This is a genomic window from Phenylobacterium sp. LjRoot97 (genome assembly GCF_964254345.1).
GTDB lineage: Bacteria > Pseudomonadota > Alphaproteobacteria > Caulobacterales > Caulobacteraceae > Phenylobacterium.
In genome coordinates this window covers 2,813,959-2,831,970 of the sequence record NZ_CAXUTH020000001.1, presented here as the reverse complement: position 1 = coordinate 2,831,970, position 18,012 = coordinate 2,813,959, and the positions used below count along the sequence as shown (strand labels likewise).

14 protein-coding genes and 1 pseudogene are annotated in these 18,012 nt (G+C 69.2%); 9 read left to right on the top strand and 6 right to left on the bottom strand.

Features of this window, described 5'->3' with window-relative positions:
- Positions 1-319: 319 nt before the first annotated feature.
- A complete protein-coding gene (gene ftsZ, locus ACSQ2H_RS14080) occupies positions 320-1,933 on the top strand; it encodes a cell division protein FtsZ (RefSeq protein WP_436062015.1) in 1,614 nt (537 codons plus the stop codon).
- A 54-nt stretch (positions 1,934-1,987) separates the two neighbouring features.
- Here ftsZ and ACSQ2H_RS14075 read toward each other — a convergent pair whose 3' ends face one another.
- Entirely contained in the window at positions 1,988-2,746 is a 759-nt protein-coding gene (locus ACSQ2H_RS14075; protein ID WP_436062014.1) for a GNAT family N-acetyltransferase, read from the bottom strand.
- 358 nt (positions 2,747-3,104) lie between these two features.
- Between ACSQ2H_RS14075 and lpxC the strand changes: the two genes are divergently transcribed.
- The 5 genes and pseudogenes from lpxC to ACSQ2H_RS14050 all read left to right on the top strand — a co-directional run bounded on the left by lpxC (position 3,105) and on the right by ACSQ2H_RS14050 (position 9,715).
- Positions 3,105-3,998: a UDP-3-O-acyl-N-acetylglucosamine deacetylase gene (gene lpxC, locus ACSQ2H_RS14070; protein ID WP_436062013.1), complete on the top strand. Its 894-nt coding sequence runs from the start codon at positions 3,105-3,107 to the stop codon at positions 3,996-3,998.
- A gap of 107 nt (positions 3,999-4,105) precedes the next feature.
- Positions 4,106-4,981: pseudogene (locus ACSQ2H_RS14065) on the top strand (outer membrane protein assembly factor BamD); the annotation flags it as partial.
- Between the two features lie 214 nt (positions 4,982-5,195).
- Positions 5,196-6,893 (top strand): DNA repair protein RecN, encoded by a 1,698-nt coding sequence (recN, locus tag ACSQ2H_RS14060; RefSeq protein WP_436062012.1) that lies wholly within the window; start codon positions 5,196-5,198, stop codon positions 6,891-6,893.
- Positions 6,886-9,237: an NAD-dependent DNA ligase LigA gene (gene ligA / locus ACSQ2H_RS14055; RefSeq protein WP_436062011.1), complete on the top strand. Its 2,352-nt coding sequence runs from the start codon at positions 6,886-6,888 to the stop codon at positions 9,235-9,237. The genes recN and ligA overlap by 8 nt, the downstream gene beginning before the upstream one ends.
- Positions 9,238-9,304: 67 nt before the next feature.
- Complete coding sequence (locus tag ACSQ2H_RS14050) at positions 9,305-9,715, top strand: EVE domain-containing protein (protein ID WP_436062010.1); 411 nt, start codon at positions 9,305-9,307, stop codon at positions 9,713-9,715.
- Between the two features lie 16 nt (positions 9,716-9,731).
- On the opposite strand, the gene ACSQ2H_RS14045 is transcribed toward ACSQ2H_RS14050, so the two are convergent.
- Positions 9,732-11,549 carry an aminopeptidase P family protein gene (locus ACSQ2H_RS14045; RefSeq protein ID WP_436062009.1) on the bottom strand — a complete coding sequence of 606 codons (1,818 nt, stop codon included), beginning with the start codon at positions 11,547-11,549 and terminating at the stop codon, positions 9,732-9,734.
- A 122-nt stretch (positions 11,550-11,671) separates the two neighbouring features.
- Between ACSQ2H_RS14045 and ACSQ2H_RS14040 the strand changes: the two genes are divergently transcribed.
- Positions 11,672-12,016 (top strand): GIY-YIG nuclease family protein, encoded by a 345-nt coding sequence (locus ACSQ2H_RS14040; RefSeq protein WP_436062008.1) that lies wholly within the window; start codon positions 11,672-11,674, stop codon positions 12,014-12,016.
- Positions 12,017-12,222: 206 nt separating this feature from the next.
- The gene (locus tag ACSQ2H_RS14035; RefSeq protein WP_436062007.1) at positions 12,223-12,789 is read left to right on the top strand and encodes a GNAT family N-acetyltransferase; all 567 of its coding nucleotides are present in this window, start codon (positions 12,223-12,225) and stop codon (positions 12,787-12,789) included.
- On the opposite strand, the gene ACSQ2H_RS14030 is transcribed toward ACSQ2H_RS14035, so the two are convergent.
- Together ACSQ2H_RS14030 and ACSQ2H_RS14025 are read right to left on the bottom strand one after the other, a co-directional pair.
- Positions 12,782-13,189, bottom strand: a complete 408-nt coding sequence (locus tag ACSQ2H_RS14030) for a hypothetical protein (protein ID WP_436062006.1) — start codon at positions 13,187-13,189, stop codon at positions 12,782-12,784. The genes ACSQ2H_RS14035 and ACSQ2H_RS14030 overlap by 8 nt on opposite strands.
- 90 nt (positions 13,190-13,279) lie before the next feature.
- Positions 13,280-14,146, bottom strand: a complete 867-nt coding sequence (locus ACSQ2H_RS14025) for a 50S ribosomal protein L11 methyltransferase (RefSeq protein ID WP_436062005.1) — start codon at positions 14,144-14,146, stop codon at positions 13,280-13,282.
- A gap of 107 nt (positions 14,147-14,253) precedes the next feature.
- Here ACSQ2H_RS14025 and ACSQ2H_RS14020 point away from each other — a divergent pair, with 107 nt between their 5' ends.
- On the top strand, positions 14,254-14,652 hold the full coding sequence (locus tag ACSQ2H_RS14020) for a DUF7662 domain-containing protein (protein ID WP_436062004.1): 399 nt from the start codon (positions 14,254-14,256) through the stop codon (positions 14,650-14,652).
- On the opposite strand, the gene ACSQ2H_RS14015 is transcribed toward ACSQ2H_RS14020, so the two are convergent.
- Positions 14,649-15,551 carry an alpha/beta fold hydrolase gene (locus ACSQ2H_RS14015; protein WP_436062003.1) on the bottom strand — a complete coding sequence of 301 codons (903 nt, stop codon included), beginning with the start codon at positions 15,549-15,551 and terminating at the stop codon, positions 14,649-14,651. The two genes, ACSQ2H_RS14020 and ACSQ2H_RS14015, sit on opposite strands and share 4 nt — an antisense overlap.
- 70 nt (positions 15,552-15,621) lie before the next feature.
- Entirely contained in the window at positions 15,622-17,976 is a 2,355-nt protein-coding gene (locus tag ACSQ2H_RS14010) for a UvrD-helicase domain-containing protein (protein ID WP_436062002.1), read from the bottom strand.
- Positions 17,977-18,012: the final 36 nt, after the last annotated feature.

Here is an 18,012-nt window from a genome sequence, read left to right as displayed (position 1 = left end):
GCCATGAAGATGAATCGTGCCCTGGGCATGCTCGCTCTGGGTGCATAGTCCAATCCCCAGAGCAGCTTAGCGCACGGCGTTCGATAAACGCCTGAAGCCACGGCCCCCTCGGCGGCGTGGTTAACGCTCAAGCCTTACACAGCAAGAAATTTTGTTGTGGATGCGGCTTCACGCGCCTTCACGCGCCTCCGACTCGCCTTATGCAGTTAACCGCCAATTAACGATGGTGGGCGCTTCCTTAACGCCAGCCGTCGCGGGAACCGGGCGGGCGGGTCGCCTTCAGTTCCCTTGACCACGGTACGGAGGACACAGGGTCCCAATGGCTATCGCACTTTCCGCGCCTCGCGCGACCGAACTGAAGCCGCGGATCGTTGTGTTCGGCGTCGGTGGCGCCGGGGGCAACGCCGTTAACAATATGATCGAGGCGCATCTCGAGGGCGTCGAGTTCGTCGTCGCCAACACCGATGCGCAGCAACTGGCCTTCGCCAAGACCGATCGTCGGATCCAGCTCGGCGTGCAGGTCACGCAGGGCCTCGGCGCCGGGGCGCACCCGGAAGTCGGGATGAGCGCGGCCGAGGAGTCGATCCCCGAGATCGGCGAGCACCTCGACGGCGCCCACATGATCTTCATCACCGCCGGCATGGGCGGCGGCACCGGCACCGGCGCCGCGCCGATCATCGCCAAGTGCGCCCGTGAGCGCGGCATCCTGACGGTCGGCGTCGTGACCAAGCCCTTCCACTTCGAAGGCCGCCACCGCATGCGCCTGGCCGACGCCGGCATCGGCGAGTTGCAGCGCTATGTCGACACCCTGATCGTCATCCCGAACCAGAACCTGTTCCGGGTCGCCAACGAGCGGACCACCTTCGCCGAGGCCTTCGGCATGGCCGACCAGGTCCTGCACTCGGGCGTCCGCTCGATCACCGACCTGATGGTGCTGCCGGGCCTGATCAACCTCGACTTCGCCGACGTCCGCACGGTCATGACCGAGATGGGCAAGGCGATGATGGGCACCGGCGAGGCGACCGGCGAAGACCGCGCCCTGATGGCGGCTCAGAACGCCATCGCCAACCCGCTGCTCGACGAAGTCTCGCTGAAGGGCGCCAAGGCCGTGCTGGTCAACGTGACCGGCGGCCTGGACATGACCCTGCTGGAAGTCGACGAGGCGGCCAACGCCATCTCCGAACAGGTCGACGCCGACGCCAACATCATCTTCGGCGCCGCCTTCGATCCGACGCTCGACGGCATGATCCGCGTGTCGGTCGTAGCGACCGGCATGGACGGCGCCTCGATGGCCGCCATCGAACCGAAGGTGGAGCGCAAGCCGCTCGCCGCTCCGCCGCTGCGGGCCGAGACCACGCGTCCGGCGCCGGTGACCGAGCCGGTGATGCGCGCCACGCCGACTTACGAACGTCCCTCGCCGCCGAGCTTCGCCGACCGCCCGGCGCCGCGTTATCCGGAACCGGCCGCCTATGTGCCGCCGACCCCGACTGTGGCGCCCGTCGCGGCTGCGCCGGCCCCGGCGCCTGCGCCGATCCCGGCTCCTGAGCCGGTGCGGGCTGTGTTCGAGGAAGAAGAGCAGGGTGATCTCTACAGCGCCCCAGCGCCGGCTCCGGCCCCGGTGGTCGCCGCCGCGCCCGAACCGCCTGTCGCCCGGCCGATGACCAAGATCGTCGATCCGGCGGTCGAGGAATTCGAGGAAGAGCCGCTGTTCGCCGAGCCGACCTACGAGGAGCGTCGTCCGCAGCGCGGCGGGTTCCTCAGCCTGTTCGGCAGCCGTCCGCGCTATGAGCAGCCGGCTCCGCAGCCGGCGCGCCAGCAGGCGCCGGTCAGCCGCGGCGGTGCGCTGCCGGCCGAGCAACCGGCTCCGGAAGCGCAGTTCGACAGCCAGGAAGACCTGGAAATTCCGTCCTTCCTGCGCCGCCTGGCCAACTAGGCTTTCGATCAGATCGATGAAACGGTCGGACCCGCGTCCGGCCGTTTTTTCGTGTCAGGTTCCATAAACCTCCCAGGTCGGGCCGATGAACGGCAGGCCGAGCTTGGCGGCGACGCGCTGCGAGGCGAGGTTCGTCTCCGACGTGCTGTAGAACAGCGTCAGGTCACGAAGAGCGGGCAGGGCGCTCCAGCCGGCGACGGCGTGGCCCGCCAGGCCGCGGCCGCGAAAGTCCGGCAGGGTCACCAGGCCCAGTTCTGCGCCGCGTAGCCCGAGGCGGGCGGTGAACGCTATCGCGGCGATGCGACCATCCTCGACCACCAGGCAGTAGGGCGGCCAGAGGTCGGCCACCTCGCGAAAGCCCAGGGCCACGAGGTCGGGCGGCATCCCGTCGCGGCGCAGCCTGGACTCCAACTCCTGCGTCGCCGAGGCGCCGGATGCGAGGGGCCAGCGGCCGCCGGGCACGGGCGCGGCGTGGGGCAAGAGGAAGCTGAGCCCCGCGTGGCCGGCCTGCGCGCCGAGCATCGACAGATATCGGTCTGCGGCGACGGGCGATCGGCCAGGACCGAGCGCGGGTTCCTCCGCCACCAGCGCGTTCAGTCGGCGGGCGGTCTCGGCGTCGACCGCCTCGGCGATCCAGGCGCGGCCGGCCGCCATGTACATGAGCGGGCCGGGTGCGTTGTCGGGAGGACCCTCGCTGATGATGCGGCCGTTCTTGAGAGTGAAGCGGGTGTCCGCTTCGAGTTCGAGCAACCGCCTGGCGTCATGCGCAGGCAGGGCCGCGCGCGGATGCGCGGCGGGTTGGTGGTCGGACATGTGTGGTCTCGTCACAGGGCGCTGGCGCCCGGAAGGCCGTTCGGCCGGAATCGTGACGGGAGGTCTAGAGCGGACCCCGGTGCGTCACGGATGAGGCAGGTGCGCTGAATTGGCTCATCTTGGCCTCCATGGTCTCGGGACGTCTTGCAGGCAGCCTAGAGGCGCGCCAAATCGGGTGTCAACGAAGCGGCGATGAGGCGGTCGCTTCCCCTTGAATCCTAAGGGTTTCTTAACCGTCCCAAATCGAAACATTGCGAAACAGGAAGTGTTTTGCTGCGGCGCGGCATAGCCCTTACCTGACAGTTGGGGCGTTATGCGGCCATCTGGCCGTGTGTCCGAACGAGGAAGGCGGCGAGTTTTGCGCGCACAAGATTTTCAGCACACCCTGCAGGGTCCGGCGATCTTCGCCGGCGTCGGCGTCCATACGGGCGCCTATACGCGTGTCGCCGTTCGTCCCGCGCCGACCAATTCCGGCATCGTCTTCGTCCGCACCGACGTCACCGATCGCGACAACCGCGTTCCCGCCACCGGCGAGGCGGTGACCAAGACCCAGCTGGGCACCGTGATCGAGAACGCCGCCGGCGTGTCGGTCTCGACCATCGAGCACCTGATGGCCGCCCTCGTCATGCTGGGCGTCGATAATGCGATCGTGGAGCTCGACGGTCCGGAAATGCCGATCATGGACGGCTCGTCGCTGCCGTTCGTCCAGATCCTCGACCGTGCTGGCCGCCGCCAGCAGGACGCGCTGCGCACCTACATCGAAATTCTTGAGCCGATCGAGTTCATCGATGGCGACAAGCGCGCCACCCTGACCCCTTCGGATCAGTTCGAAGTCGCCTTCGAGATTCGCTTCCCGTCCGCCGCCATCGGCCGCCAGGCCGTGGATCTGGTCATGGACGAGCAGGCGTTCCGCGACGAACTGGCCGACTGCCGGACCTTCGGCTTCCTGCACGAGGTCGAGTATCTGCGCTCGATCGGCCTGGCCCGCGGCGGTTCGATGGAGAACGCCGTGGTCATCGAGGGCGACCGCATCCTCAATCCGGAAGGCCTGCGCCGTCCGGACGAGTTCGTGCGTCACAAGGCGCTGGACGCCATCGGCGACCTCTATGTGCTGGGCGCGCCGATCCTCGGCCGCTTCGAAGGCGTGCTGGCCGGCCACAGCCTGAACAACCAGCTTGTTCGCGCGCTGCTCGCCGCGCCGCAATCGTGGCGTTACCGCACCCTGGCGCCGGAACTCGCACAGGCGGTCTGAGGCGCTGCGTCGCGCCCGGTTTTAAGGCTCCGCCGCATTTGCGCCCTGCATTCCATGCTGTAGAAGCGGGGACTCGCGGCGCGGGGGCGCGCGTCGTTCCTTTTGAGGTGAAGGTGTCCTTGCTTCGCAATTCCCGGACTCGCACGGCTCTCATTGTCGGTTGCGCCGCTATCGCCCTGGCCTCTTGCGCCGGCAAGAAGGAGAAGCCCCGCCTGGCGTATGAGGAGCGGCCTGTGGAGCTGCTCTACGCCACTGGCGCGGACCGTCTGGACCGCGGCCTGTGGAATCAGGCGGTCCAGTACTTCGGCGAAGTCGAACGTCAGCACCCCTATTCGGAGTGGTCGCGCCGCGCGATCCTGATGACCGCCTACGCCCACTATCAGGGCAACGACTACGCTGAGGCCATCGGCGACGCCGACCGCTTCATCTCGCTCTATCCGGGCAACCCGGCCGCCGCCTACGCCCACTATCTGAAGGCCATCTGCTACTTCGAGCAGATCGTCGACGTGGGCCGTGACCAGGCCGCCACCGGCCAGGCCCTGGCCAACCTGAACGAAGTCGTTCAGCGCTATCCGCGCACCGAGTACGCCGCCGACGCGCGCCTGAAGATCGACATGGTCAACGACCAGCTGGCCGGCAAGGAAATGACCATCGGCCGCTGGTATCTGCGCCAGGGCGACACCCTGGCGGCGATCGGCCGCTTCAAGACGGTCATCGAACGCTATCAGACCACCAGCCACACGCCCGAGGCGCTCTATCGCCTGGTCGAAGCCTATCTGACCCTGGGCCTGGGCGAAGAGGCCAAGCGCAACGGCGCGGTGCTCGGCTACAACTATCCGGGCGACGTCTGGTATCGCGACGCCTACAAGCTGCTGACCGACAAGGGCCTGCGCCCGGCGGTCGAGCCGTCGCAGTCGAAGAAGCCGAGCCTAGTCTCGCGCCTGCCGTTCGTGAAGGACAAGGACGCGACCATCAAGCCGCCGGCCGCCGACGCCGCGCCGGCCGAGGTCCCGGCCGCCGAGCCGCCGCCCGCCCTGGAAACGCCGCCGACCGCGGCCAACGAGGCGACCGCGCCGGCTCAGCCCACCCAGCGTCGCGGGTTGCTGTCGCGCATCCCCGGCCTCGGCGGCGGAAATTAGAACCTAAGGCGAACTTAAGCGTCTTCCGAAGCGGCTGATTCCAGGCGATCTTGCAGCCATGCTGATCGGACTTTGGATCCGCGACGTCGTGCTCATCGAGGCCCTGGACCTGTCCATCGGCCCGGGGCTGACGGCGCTGACTGGCGAAACGGGCGCGGGCAAGTCGATCATCCTCGACAGCCTGGGCCTGGCTGTCGGCGCGCGCGCCGAGGCCGGCCTCGTGCGCCAGGGCGCGGCCCAGGCGGCGGTGTCGGCCGTGTTCGCGCCGACGCCCGAACACCCGGTCTGGGACGTGCTGGAAGACAAGGGGATTTCCTACGACCGCAGCGAGGATCTGGTGCTGCGCCGGACGCTCAGCGCCGACGGCCGTAGCCGCGCCTTCGTCAACGACCAGGCGACCAGCGCCACGGTGCTGCGCGAACTGGGCGAGATTCTGCTTGAGGTGCATGGCCAGCACGAGACGGTCGGACTGCTCGACGCGCGCAAGCACCGCCCGCTGTTGGACGCCTATGGATCCCTCGGGACGCTGGCGGCTGGCGTTTCCCGCGCCTGGGCCGACTGGCGGACTGCGCGCGGCCGGGCCGAAGAGCTGCGTGAGAGCGTCGCCCGGTCGGCTGAAGAGTCCGAGGAACTGACGATGCGCCTGGCCGAGCTCGACCGCCTTGACCCGCGTGAGGGCGAGGAGCCGGCGCTGGCCGAGGAGCGCGCCATCCTGGGGGCCTCCGAGAAGGCGCTCAGCGACATCGCCGAGGCGCGCGCCGCCTTCGAAGGACTGGGACCGCGACTGGCCCAGGCCATCCGCGCGGTCGAGCACGCGCGCAGCCGCGCCGTCGCGGCCGGGGCGGCCGAGGACTCCTCCGCAGTCGCCCGCCTGACCGCCGCCAGCACCGCCATCGACCGTGTCTTCAGCGAGGCGCAGGAGGCCGAGGCCGCGGTCGACGGGGCCGCCGACGCCTTCGACTTCCGCCCCGACCAGCTGGAAAAGACCGAGGAGCGCCTGTTCGAGCTGCGCGGGATGGCCCGCAAGCTGCAGGTCAGCGTCGAGGAATTGCCGCTGCTGCGGGTGCGCTTCGCCGAGCGGCTGCAGGCCATGGAGTCGTCGGAGGACGATCTGAAGGCGGCGGAGGCCGCGGTGGCCGCGGCCCGCGCGACCTATCTGACGCAAGCCGGCAAGCTGAGTGAGGCGCGCCGCGCCGCGGGCGAGCGGCTGGCGGTCGCGGTCATGGGCGAGCTTGGCCCGCTCAAGCTCGACAAGGCCCGTTTCCGGGTGGCGGTCGACGCGCTGGGCGAAGACCGCGCTGGCCCGACCGGCGTCGATCGCGTGGCCTTCGAGGTCGCGACCAATCCTGGGGCGCCGTTCGGCGACCTTGGCGCCATCGCCTCGGGCGGTGAACTGGCGCGCTTCGCCCTGGCGCTGAAGGCCTCGCTGGCCGGCCGGGCCGAGGGCCCGCAGCCGCTGATGATCTTCGACGAGGTCGATCAGGGCGTGGGCGGCGCGGTCGCCGACGCCGTCGGCCTGCGGCTCAAGCGGCTGGCCGCCGACGCCCAGGTTCTGGTGGTCACCCACAGTCCGCAGGTGGCCGCGCGCGGCGACGCTCACTGGCGAATTTCCAAGAGCGGCGACGCCGAGCGCATCCGGACCGCCGTTGAGGCCCTGTCCCTCGTTGATCGCGAGGAAGAGATCGCGCGCATGCTGGCCGGGGCGCAGATCACCGACGCCGCCCGCGCCGCGGCCAGGGCCCTGATGCATGCCTGAAGCCGCCAAAGCGCCCGCCGACCTGACCGAGGCCGAAGCCGTCGAGGAACTGACCGCGCTCGCCGACGAGATCGCGCGCCACGACATCGCCTACCACCAGCAGGACGCGCCGACGATCTCGGACGCCGACTACGATGAGCTCAAGCGTCGCAACAATGCGCTGGAGGCGGCGTTCCCGCACCTCGTCCGCGAGAACTCGCCCTCGACGCGGGTCGGGGCGGCGCGGGCCGAGCAGTTCTCGCCCGTCGAGCACGGCGTGCCGATGCTCAGCCTCGACAATGCGTTTTCCAACGAGGACGCGCTGGAGTTCGACGCCCGCATCCGCCGCTTCCTGCGACTGTCGGGCTCGGAAGAGGTCGGCTATACGGCCGAGCCCAAGATCGATGGCCTGTCAGCCTCGCTGCGCTACGAGAAGGGCGTCTTCGTCCAGGGCGCGACGCGCGGCGACGGGCGGGTCGGCGAGGACGTCACCGAGAACCTGCGGACCATCGCCGACATCCCAAAGCGGCTGGCGGGCGAGGGCTGGCCCGACGTCATCGAGATCCGCGGCGAGGTCTATCTCGGCCACGAGGAGTTCGCCGCGCTCAACGCCGCCAACGAGGCCGCGGGTCTGAAGACCTACGCCAATCCGCGCAACTCGGCGGCCGGCTCTCTGCGCCAGATCGACCCGAAGATCACCGCCACGCGGCCGCTGAAGTTCTTCGCCTATGCCTGGGGCCTGCTCAGCGAGCCGTTCGCCCAGACCCAGTGGGAGGCGCTGGCCAAGCTCAAGGCCTGGGGCTTCCAGACCACGCCGGAAAGCTGCCGCGTGATCAGCGGGCAGGGGCTGCTCGACGCCTATGCCGAGATGGAGGCGGTGCGGCCCAAGCTCGGCTACGACATCGACGGCGTCGTCTACAAGGTCGACCGGCTGGATTGGCAGCAGCGCCTGGGCTTCATCACCCGCACGCCGCGCTGGGCGATCGCCCGCAAGTTCCCGGCCCAGCAGGCGCGCACGATCCTGGAAGCCATCGACATCCAGGTCGGCCGGACCGGTGCGATCACGCCGGTGGCGCGGCTGCATCCGGTGACGGTCGGCGGCGTCGTCGTCGTCAACGCCACCCTGCACAACGCCGACGAGATCGCCCGCAAGGACGTGCGGATCGGCGACACCGTGATCCTGCAGCGGGCCGGCGACGTGATCCCGCAGATCCTCGGCTACGTGCCCGAGGAACGGCCGGCCGACGCCGTTCCCTACGAATTTCCCACGGTTTGCCCGTGCGACCTCAAGACGCCGATCGTCAAGGAGACCACGGCGGCCGGCGCCGAGACGGTCGTGCGTCGGTGCTCGGGCGAGTTCGCCTGTCCGTTCCAGCGGATCGAGCACCTGCGCCACTTCGTGTCACGCCGCGCCTACGACATCGAGGGCCTGGGCGAGAAGCAACTGACCGCCTTCTTCGAGCGCGGCTGGGTCAGGGAGCCGGCCGACATCTACCGGTTGGCCCGCGACGAGGAGAAGTTGGCCGAACTGCGGGTCACCGACGGCTACGGCGAGACCTCGATCAACAACCTCGTCGCCGCCATCAACGCCAAGCGGCGAATTCCGCTGGACCGCTTCATCTTCGGGCTCGGCATCCGCCATGTCGGCGAGACCACCTCGCTGGCCCTGGCCCGGCACTTCGAGACCTACGACCACTTCGTCCAGATCGCCCAGGCGGCGGCCGGGCAGGTCGGGGGCGAGAACTACGCCGCGCTTGTGGAGCTCGACGGCCTGGGGCCGACGGCGGTGCGTGCGCTGCTGGACTTCGGCGGCGCCCAGCAGGCCCTGCTGCTGCCGGACGAGACCTCGCTCGACAAGCGCCTGCAACTGGCCGTGCCGAAACTGAACTCCCGCGCCCGCGCCGCCCTGATCGAGCGGTTCGGCGACTGGGATGCGATCGTGCGGGTGGCCAGAGACGCCGCCCGCGAGGAGCCTGGCGAAGAGTTCCGGGAACTCTCGGGCGTCGATGCCGTCGGCCCGGTCGCCGCGCGGATGATCGCCCAGTTCTTCGCCGAGCCGCACAACCGCGCCAAGGTCGAGGCCCTGCGCGGTCAGCTCGACGAAGTGATCGCCGCCGAACGGCCGAAGACCGACACCGCCGTCGCCGGCAAGACCATCGTCTTCACCGGGGCGCTGGAGAAGATGACCCGGGACGAGGCCAAGGCCCAGGCCGAGGGGCTGGGGGCCAAGGTTTCCGGCTCGGTGTCGAAGAAGACCGATCTGGTCGTGGCCGGACCCGGGGCGGGCTCGAAACTGAAGACCGCCACCGATCTGGGCATCCAGGTCATGACCGAGGACGAATGGCTGGCCCTGGTCGCCGGCTAGGCGTTCGCCGGACTTGCCGCAGGGGCCATCCGTCCCCAACCTTGGACAAGGCACAAGGAGGATCGCCGTGGCGTCGCACTGGCTCGTGAAGTCCGAACCGGACACCTATTCCTACGCCGACCTCGAGCGGGACGGGCGGACGACCTGGGACGGGGTGCGCAACTTCGCGGCCGCCTCGCACCTGAAGTCGATGAAGGTCGGCGACCAGGTGTTCTTCTACCACTCCCAGGAGGGCAAGGACGTGGTGGCGATCGCCCAGGTCGCCAAGGAAGCCTTTCCCGACGCCAGCGATCCGACCGGCAAGTTCGTCGCCGTCGAGCTGACGCCCGTGCGCAAGCTGAAGACGTCTGTCACCCTGGCGGACATGAAGGCCAACCCCGCCCTGGCGGACATGCCGATGCTGCGTCAGGGACGCCTCTCGGTCTCGCCGGTCAGCGACGCCGAGTGGGCGACGATCCTGAAGATGGCGGGGGAGTAGCCCCCGCTCTCGATCCTCAGAGCGGCGCGCAGGCCGCTTCAAGCCAGGCGCGGACGTCGGGCTGCTCGATCCGCGGACCAACCACCTTCAGCACGCGCGCGTGATACGCGTCCATCTGGGCGCGCTCGTCCGCCGACAGCATTTCGACGACGATCAGGCGGCGATCCATCGGGGCCAGGGTCAGGGTCTCGAAGCCCAGCATCTCGCGCTCGCCGCCGGGGATCGGGGCCGGCTCGGTCACGAACTGCAGGTTCTCGATCCGGATGCCGTAGGCGCCTTCCTTGTAGTAGCCGGGCTCGTTGGAGAGGATCATGCCGGGCCGCAGGGCCACGAAGTTCGGCAGCTTCGAAATCCGCTGCGGCCCTTCGTGCACGCCGAGATACGAGCCGACGCCATGGCCGGTGCCGTGGTCGTAGTCGAGGCCGACGTTCCACAGCGGCGCGCGGGCCAGGGCGTCCAGGGCCGAGCCGGTGGTGCCGGCCGGGAAGCGGATCGCGGCCAGGGCCAGATGCCCTTTCAGCACCAGGGTGAAGCGCTCGCGCATCTCCTGGCTCGGCTCGCCGACGGCGACGGTGCGGGTGATGTCGGTGGTGCCGTCGAGGTACTGGGCCCCGGAATCGACCAGCAGCAGCGAGCCCTTCTCAGCTTGCTTGTTGAGCCGCGTGGTCGGCCGATAGTGGACGATGGCGCCGTTCGACGCCGCGCCGGCGATGGTGTCGAAGGAAAGGTCCTTCAGCGCGCCGGTGTCCTGGCGGAAGCCTTCCAGGCGGGTGACGACCTCGACCTCGTCGATGGTGCGCATTTGCCCTTCGGTGGCGACCCAGTGCAGAAAGCGGGTCACCGCGGCGCCGTCACGGGCGTGGGCCTCGCGCGTGCCGGCGATCTCGACCGGGTTCTTGCAGGCGCGGGGCAGGGCGCAGGGATCTTCGCCGCGCACGACCTCGGCGCCGGCCTTGGCCAGGGTGTCGAAGTACCAGGCCGAGGACTGGCCAGGATCGACCAGCACCCGCTTGCCCTTGAGTTCGGCGAGGGCGGCCGGCAGGTCGTCGGGCGTTTCCAGGCGCACTTCGTTGCCCAGCCAGGCGCGCAGCTCGGGCGAGACCTTCACGGGGTCGAGGAAGAGGCGCGCCGTGCCGTCCTGGTTGAGGATGGCTTGGCCCAGCGGCAGGGGCGAGCGGATGACGTCGCCGCCGCGGACGTTGAACAGCCAGGCGATCGACGAGGGCGCGGTCAGCACCGTGGCGTCGGCGTTCTTGCCGGCCAGCGCGCGGCCGATGCGGTTGCGCTTGGCCGAGGATTCCTCGCCCGCGTATTCCAGCGCGTGAGGCACGACCGGGGCGGTGGGCTGGGCCGGGCGCGCGGCGCCCCAGGCTTCGTCCAGCGGGTTGGCGGCGACCGGCTTCAGCGCGGCGCCGGCCTTGGCGGCGGCGGCCTTCAGGCGCTCCAGCGCGTCCGGCGAGTGCAGGCGCGGATCGTAGCCGATCAGCTGGCCCTGGGCGGTGGCGGTCTCCAGATAGGCCGGGACGCCGCCCTCCACGAGATCGCGGATCTCGAAGACGCCGGCGTCGACCTGGTCGCGAACCTGCAGGGTGTAGCGGCCGTCGACGAAGATCGCGGCCTTGTCGGCCAGGATCACCGCGGCGCCGGCCGAGCCGGTGAACCCGGTCGCCCAGCCGAGCCGGTCGTTGGCCTCGGGCAGGTACTCGTTCTGGTGCTCGTCCTCGTGGGGCACCAGGAAGCCGTCCAACCCTTGCGCCTTCATGGCCGCGCGGATCAGCGGGACGTGCTTGGGGCCGAAGGACGGATCGGTGGTTTCATCGAAGGTCTGACGCATGGGGCGAACTTAGTCTTCACGCGGCATCGACGCCAGTCCGCGGGCGAGGCGGCTCGACGTCGCCGCGCTATTTATACCCGGATATTATTGACTCGGGCGCGGGCTTGCGCCACTTGTGGCGAATGGACAAGACCAGCCGCCGCGAAGCCGTACGCCAGTACAAGGAACGCAAGGTCCCGATCGGGATCTTTGCGCTGCGCAGCCTGACGACTGGGGAAGCCTTTGTCGGCGCCTCGCGCAACCTGGACGGCCAGCGCAATTCCTCGCTGTTCTCGCTGCGCTTGGGCAGCCATCGCAACAAGGCGATGCAGGGCGCCTACAACGCCGCCGGCGGCGAAGCGGGGTTCGAGTTCGTCATCCTCGAGCAATTGGAAGACGACGACCTCGGCCCGATCGGCCGCGACACCTGGCTGAAGGAACGCGAACGCCACTGGCGCGCCGAGCTCTCCGCCCAATCGGCGATCTAGACGCCGCGCGGGCCTTGGCGCATAACGCCGCTATGCATCGCGCCTGCGCCCTCTCGAATTCGAACGGTCCCTTCGGGGCCGTGCGTCTTCGCGTGGGCTAGACCTCCCAGCGAACGAACGCCGACCCCGCCGCAGACGGCCGGGGTCGATGGCGATGCAAGCGATCTCCTGCCGAGCGGCTCAAACCCTCGAAAGGACAACGCACCATGGACCCGACACCGCCCTACGCCATCCGCACCGAGCGACTGCTGCTGCGGGAGTTCACCTTCGACGACGTGAACGACGTCCAGGCCTACGCCAGCGACGAGGCGACGGTCCGCTACATGGACTGGGGCCCCAACACGCTCGAGCAGACCCGGGTGTTCCTGGGCGAGGAGATCGAGCGTGCGAACGCCGCGCCGCGCACCGACATCGGCCTGGCGGTGCAGCACCTGGAGAGCGGGACCGTGATCGGCTCGATCCGGCTCGGCCTCTGGCCGCATCGTAACGCCGACTTCGGCTACAGCTATGGCAGCGCCTGGTGGCGCCAGGGCTATGGCTACGAAGCCGCCCACGCCCTGGCCGGCTACGCCTTCGAGACGCTGGACGTGCACCGCCTGTGGGCGACGTGCGATGTCCGCAACGTCGGTTCCTACGCCATTATGGAAAAGCTGGGCATGCGCCATGAAGGGACCTTGCGCCAGAACCAGCCGGCCCGCGACGGCGGTTGGCGCGACACCCACGTTTACGGCGTCCTGGCCGCGGAGTGGGCGTCGCGCCGTCCGGTTAGTTGACCGGCGCGTTGGCGCTGGCGTCGGCGGCGGCGCCGTCGACGCTGGCGGCCGCCGACTGTGCGGCCTGGGCCGTCTTCTCGGCGGACTGGGCGGCGCGTTCGGCCGCCGCGCTGCCGGCGGCGTTCACGCTGGCGGTCGCGTCGGCGGTGGCCCGCCGGGCGTCGGCCGTCGCGCTTTGCGCCTGCGACAGGGCGTTGTCGACCATCGCCTCGGCGCGGCCCGTATCGCGGGCGGCCTGCAGGTTGGACTGGTTCGTCTGGGTGAACAGGTAGAAGCCGCCAGCCAGCAGAGCCACCGCCAACAGAGCAGCGACCCACCAGCCGCCGCCGGAGCTGCGCGGCTGCTGGATGTGGACTTCTTCGTGCCGGATCGTCGTCCGGGGTTCGTACTCGTCGGTCATCGGTCGTTCCTCCTAGGACAGAACCCCTAAGGGGCAGGTCCTCGATCGTCGGGGAACGTCAGGCGCCGGCGCCGGTTCCGGCGCGGAGGATCAGGCGCGGCGCAGGACCAGCGTCGCCCAGGCGTCGCGGTGGATGCGGCGATGCAGGCGGAAACCCTTGGACAGATAGGCCGCCAGCACCCGTCGCTCCTGGGTGCGCAACAGGCCCGAGAGGATCGCAAAGCCGCCCGGCTTCAGCGCCGTCTTGATGTCCTGCGACAGCGCCACCAGCGGCGGGGCCAGGATGTTGGCGAACACCAGGTCGTAGGGCGCGGCCTTGGCCACCAACTGGTGGCCGAGGCCCGAAGCATGGACGAAGCGGGCGGTCGATTTGTTGAGCTTGGCGTTCTCGTTGGAGATCCGCACGGACGGTCCGTCGATGTCGGTGCCGACCGCCAGCTTGCTGCCGGTCAGCGCCGCGGCGATGGCCAGCACGCCGGTGCCGGCGCCGACGTCCAGCACCTTGTCGAACCGGCGCGACTTGATCAGGTCGTTGTAGGCGATGAGGCAGCCGACGGTGGTGCCGTGGTGGCCGGTGCCGAAGGCCGCGCCGGCCTCGATGCGCAGGTTCACCGCGTTGGTCGGGGCGCGGCCCTTGTCGTGGGCGCCGAACACGAAGAAGCGGCCGGCGCGCACGGGCGGCAGGCCCGACAGCGCCATGGCCAGCCAGTCGGCGTCGGCCAGCTTCTCGACGACGGTTTTCATTTCCGGATAGGCGGCCAGCGCTTCGACCAGCCCGTCGGCTTCCTCGGTGGTAGTCGGGAAGGCGTCGATCCGCCAGACGTTGCGGTCCTCGTCCTCTTCCAGGATCGAGTAGGTGGCGCCTTCCAGCAGCGGATTGGCGTCGATCGCTTCGGCGGCGGCTTCGGCCACGGCGCGCGGGCCGCGGGAGATGATCTGAACGGCGTCTTGGCTCATGCGCGCCGTTTAGAGGCTAGGCGCGCGAAAGGCGAGGGGGCATGGGCGGGTTTCAGTTCAGCGCGCGGCCGTGCCATCATGTCGCATCCAGTGACGAGGTTTCGCCTATGAGCAAGTACAGCCCCCTCTCGGACTTTCTCGCCCAACGCGCCGAGGACGACTGGCGCGCGAGCTTCGCAGAGGTCGAGATGGTGTTGGGCGCATCCCTGCCGAAGGCGGCCAAGCAGCCGGCCTGGTGGATCGGAACCGACAAGCCGCACCAGAAGGCCTGGCTCGATCACGGCTGGCGCGTGTCGGCGGTCGGCGAAGGCATGGTCTCGCTCAAGCGCACCGTCGCCCACGAGGTGCAGCCGCCGGCCCTGAAGGCCGCGGCCGAGAACGCGTCGACCCAGGCCCATGTGCGCCAGACGGCCGGCATCGCCGCGATCGTCGGTGGCGCGATCGCGGTCGTGGCCGGCCTGGGCGTGCTGTCGGCGAAGCTGCTGAAGGCTCGCGCCCGCAGCTAGGCGCCGACGCGGGCCTTCTGAGTCGCCTGCTCGATCAGGTCGGCCATCTGCTTCCACAAGGTCTTGGGCAGGTTGTGGCCCATGCCGGGGATGACGTGCAGTTCGGCGCCGGGGATGGTCGCGGCGGTGTCCTCGCCGCCCTGCACCGGCACCAGCGGGTCGTCGGCGCCGTGGATGACGACCGTCGGGGCGGTGATGGCCGCCAGCGCCTTGCGCCGGTCGCCGCTGGCGACGATGGCGGCCATCTGGCGCGAGGTGCCGACCGGATAGAAGGCGCGCTGATAGTCCGACAGCAGCTGGGCGCGCTGCTCGACGTCGTCGACCGGATAGCCGGGGCTGCCGATCACCTTGGCGCTGGCCATGCCGTAGTCGAGGAAGGCCTCGATGTCGGCCTTGGGATCGGGGGCGACGCCGGTCAGGCGCTTGGACGCTTCGGCGGTGGCGGGCGGCACGGCCGGATTGCCGGTGGTCGACATGATCGAGGTCAGGGTCAGCACCCGCTCCGGATGCTCGGCGGCGACCATCTGGGCGATCATCCCGCCCATCGAGGCGCCGACGACGTGGGCCTTTTTGATGCCCAGCGCGTCCATCAGGCCGACGGCGTCATTGGCCATGTCCGAGACCAGATACGGCGCATTTGGCTTCTCGCCCTTCATCAGCGAGGCGTAGAGCGCCGGCATGTCGGCCGGGCCCTTCTCGTCGAACCTGTGCGACAGCCCGCAGTCGCGGTTGTCATAGGCGACGACACGATGGCCGTTCGCGGTCAGCAGTTCGATGAAGCCGAGCGGCCAACGGGTCATCTGCGCGCCCAGACCCATGATCAGCAGGATGACGTCGCCGTCGGCCGGACCGTGGTCCTCGTAGTAGAGCGGAATCCCGTTGGCGGTGATCGTCGGCATGGTCGTCGCTCCCTGGCGTTGTTGGGAGCAACCTGAAGCAGGGCAGGGGCGGCTGCAAGCCGCCCGCGCCTCAGGCCTTGGTGACGAAGCTGTCGATGACCTTCTTGTCGCCGGCCTTGTCGAAGCCGACGGTCAGCTTATTGCCGTCCACCGACTTCACCTGGCCGTAGCCGAACTTCTGGTGGAACACGCGCTCGCCGCGCTTGAAGTCGCTGGCCGCCGAGGATTCGGAGACCACCAACCGACCTTCGCCTTCGATCACCGCGCCGCGGCCCGGATGGCTGCCGCGGAAATTCCGCTCCTGGGCCCGCTTCCAGCCGGGGCTGGAATAGCCCGCGCCGAAGGTCGGGCTCTCGTCCCAGCGGCTGCCGTGTTGCTGCTGCATGCCGGGGCCGCCGCCGTAATATCCGGTCTCGGAACTGGCCTCGACGTTCTCGATCGGCAGTTCGTCGACGAAGCGGCTGGGCAGTTGGCTGGTCCAGCGGCCGTAGACCTGGCGGTTGGCGGCGAACGAGATCCGCGCCTCCTCGCGGGCGCGGGTGATGCCGACATAGGCCAGCCGGCGCTCCTCCTCGAGGCCCTTCTCGCCCTTCTCGTCCATGCTGCGCTGGGAGGGGAACACGCCTTCCTCCCAGCCGGGCAGGAAGACCAGCGGGAACTCCAGGCCCTTGGCCGAGTGCAGGGTCATGATCTGCACCGCGTCGGCCTGCGGCCCGCGGTCCATGTCCATGACCAGCGACACGTGCTCGAGATAGCTCTCGAGGGTGTCGAACGATCCCATCGACTGCACCAGTTCCTTGAGGTTCTCGAGCCGGGTCTGCGCGGTCGGGGTCTTGTCCAGGCGCAGAGCGTCCGTATAGCCGCTCTCTTCGAGGATCTGCTCGGTCAGCCGGCCGTGGTGGATGGCCTGGGCCTGGCCGCGCCAGCGGTCGAGGTCGCGCAGGAAGTTCGACAGCGCCGTGCGCGTGCGCGCCGCCAGTTCGTCGGTCTGCACCGCCTCGCGCGCGGCCTGCATCACCGGCACGCCGTTCACCCGGGCGATCTGGAGCAGCTTCTGGACGGTGGTGTCGCCGATCCCGCGCTTGGGCACGTTGACGATCCGCTCGAAGGCCAGGTCGTCGTCCGGCGACTGGACCAGCCGCAGATAGGCGTGGGCGTCGCGGATCTCGGCCCGCTCGAAGAACCGCGGGCCGCCGACCACCGTGTAGGGGATCTGCAGCATCACGAAGCGCTCTTCGAACGCCCGCATTTGGAACGAGGCGCGCACCAGGATGGCGATGTCGCGGTACTTGCGCGGGTCCTTCTCAGTCCCGCCCTTGTGGGCCCGCTCGATCTCCTCGGCGATCAGCCGGCTCTCGGCCTCGCCGTCCCAAACCCCGCGCACGACGACCTTTTCGCCATCGTTGCTCTCGGTCCAGAGCGTCTTGCCCAGCCGCCCCTTGTTGGTCTTGATGAGCCCAGAGGCGGCCGCCAGGATGTGGCTGGTCGAGCGGTAGTTGCGCTCCAGCCGGATCACCGTCGCACCGGGGAAATCGCGTTCGAAGCGCAGGATGTTGTCCACCTCCGCGCCGCGCCAGCCATAGATCGACTGGTCGTCGTCGCCGACGCAGCAGACGTTCTGGCGCTTCTGCGCCAGCAGCCGCAGCCACAGGTACTGGGCGACGTTGGTGTCCTGGTACTCGTCGACCAACACGTACTTGAAGCGCTCGTGGAAGTCGGCCAGCACGTCCGGATTGGACATGAAGATGGTCAGGTTGTGCAGCAGCAGGTCGCCGAAGTCGCAGGCGTTCAGCACCCGCATCCGTTCCTGGTAGAGCCGATAGAGCGCCGGGCCCTTGCCGTTCGCGAATTCTCCGCCTTCCGACGGCGGCAGGCGGTCGGGCGTCCAGCCGCGGTTCTTCCAGTGGTCGATCATCCCGGCCAGCGCCTTGGGCGTCCAGCGCTTGGCGTCGATGTTCTCGGCCTCCAGCACCTGCTTGATCAGGCGTTCCTGGTCGTCGGTGTCGAGGATGGTGAAGTTCGACTTCAGGCCGACCAGTTCGGCGTGGCGGCGCAGGATCTGGGCGGCGACCGAGTGGAAGGTGCCGAGCCAGCGCAGGCCCTCCGCCGACGGCCCGATGATGTGGGTGATGCGCTCGCGCATCTCCTTGGCGGCCTTGTTGGTGAATGTGACGACCAGCAGTTCCCAGGGCTTGGCGCGTCCCGTCGCCAGGATGTGCGCCAGCCGCGTGGTCAGCACGCGCGTCTTGCCGGTGCCGGCGCCGGCCAGCACCAGGACCGGGCCTTCGGTCGCTTCGACGGCGGCGCGCTGCTCGGGATTGAGGCCGGTCAGGTAGTCGGGGCCCTTGACGCGCGCGAGGTCGCTGACCCGTTGCATGGGCATGGCGTCGTCGAACGGGTTGTCGAATGATTCAGGGGAGGACATCGGAACATATGTAGCACACGGCACGCGCGGCTTAAG

What these genes read in the sequence shown, in the direction of transcription:
- ftsZ (WP_436062015.1), top strand. Translation starts at nt 320, where the DNA reads ATGGCTATCGCACTTTCCGCGCCTCGCGCGACCGAACTGAAGCCGCGG.
- ACSQ2H_RS14075 (WP_436062014.1), bottom strand. Translation starts at nt 2,746, where the DNA reads ATGTCCGACCACCAACCCGCCGCGCATCCGCGCGCGGCCCTGCCTGCG.
- recN (WP_436062012.1), top strand. Translation starts at nt 5,196, where the DNA reads ATGCTGATCGGACTTTGGATCCGCGACGTCGTGCTCATCGAGGCCCTG.
- ligA (WP_436062011.1), top strand. Translation starts at nt 6,886, where the DNA reads ATGCCTGAAGCCGCCAAAGCGCCCGCCGACCTGACCGAGGCCGAAGCC.
- ACSQ2H_RS14045 (WP_436062009.1), bottom strand. Translation starts at nt 11,549, where the DNA reads ATGCGTCAGACCTTCGATGAAACCACCGATCCGTCCTTCGGCCCCAAG.
- ACSQ2H_RS14040 (WP_436062008.1), top strand. Translation starts at nt 11,672, where the DNA reads ATGGACAAGACCAGCCGCCGCGAAGCCGTACGCCAGTACAAGGAACGC.
- ACSQ2H_RS14035 (WP_436062007.1), top strand. Translation starts at nt 12,223, where the DNA reads ATGGACCCGACACCGCCCTACGCCATCCGCACCGAGCGACTGCTGCTG.
- ACSQ2H_RS14030 (WP_436062006.1), bottom strand. Translation starts at nt 13,189, where the DNA reads ATGACCGACGAGTACGAACCCCGGACGACGATCCGGCACGAAGAAGTC.
- ACSQ2H_RS14025 (WP_436062005.1), bottom strand. Translation starts at nt 14,146, where the DNA reads ATGAGCCAAGACGCCGTTCAGATCATCTCCCGCGGCCCGCGCGCCGTG.
- ACSQ2H_RS14020 (WP_436062004.1), top strand. Translation starts at nt 14,254, where the DNA reads ATGAGCAAGTACAGCCCCCTCTCGGACTTTCTCGCCCAACGCGCCGAG.
- ACSQ2H_RS14015 (WP_436062003.1), bottom strand. Translation starts at nt 15,551, where the DNA reads ATGCCGACGATCACCGCCAACGGGATTCCGCTCTACTACGAGGACCAC.
- ACSQ2H_RS14010 (WP_436062002.1), bottom strand. Translation starts at nt 17,976, where the DNA reads ATGTCCTCCCCTGAATCATTCGACAACCCGTTCGACGACGCCATGCCC.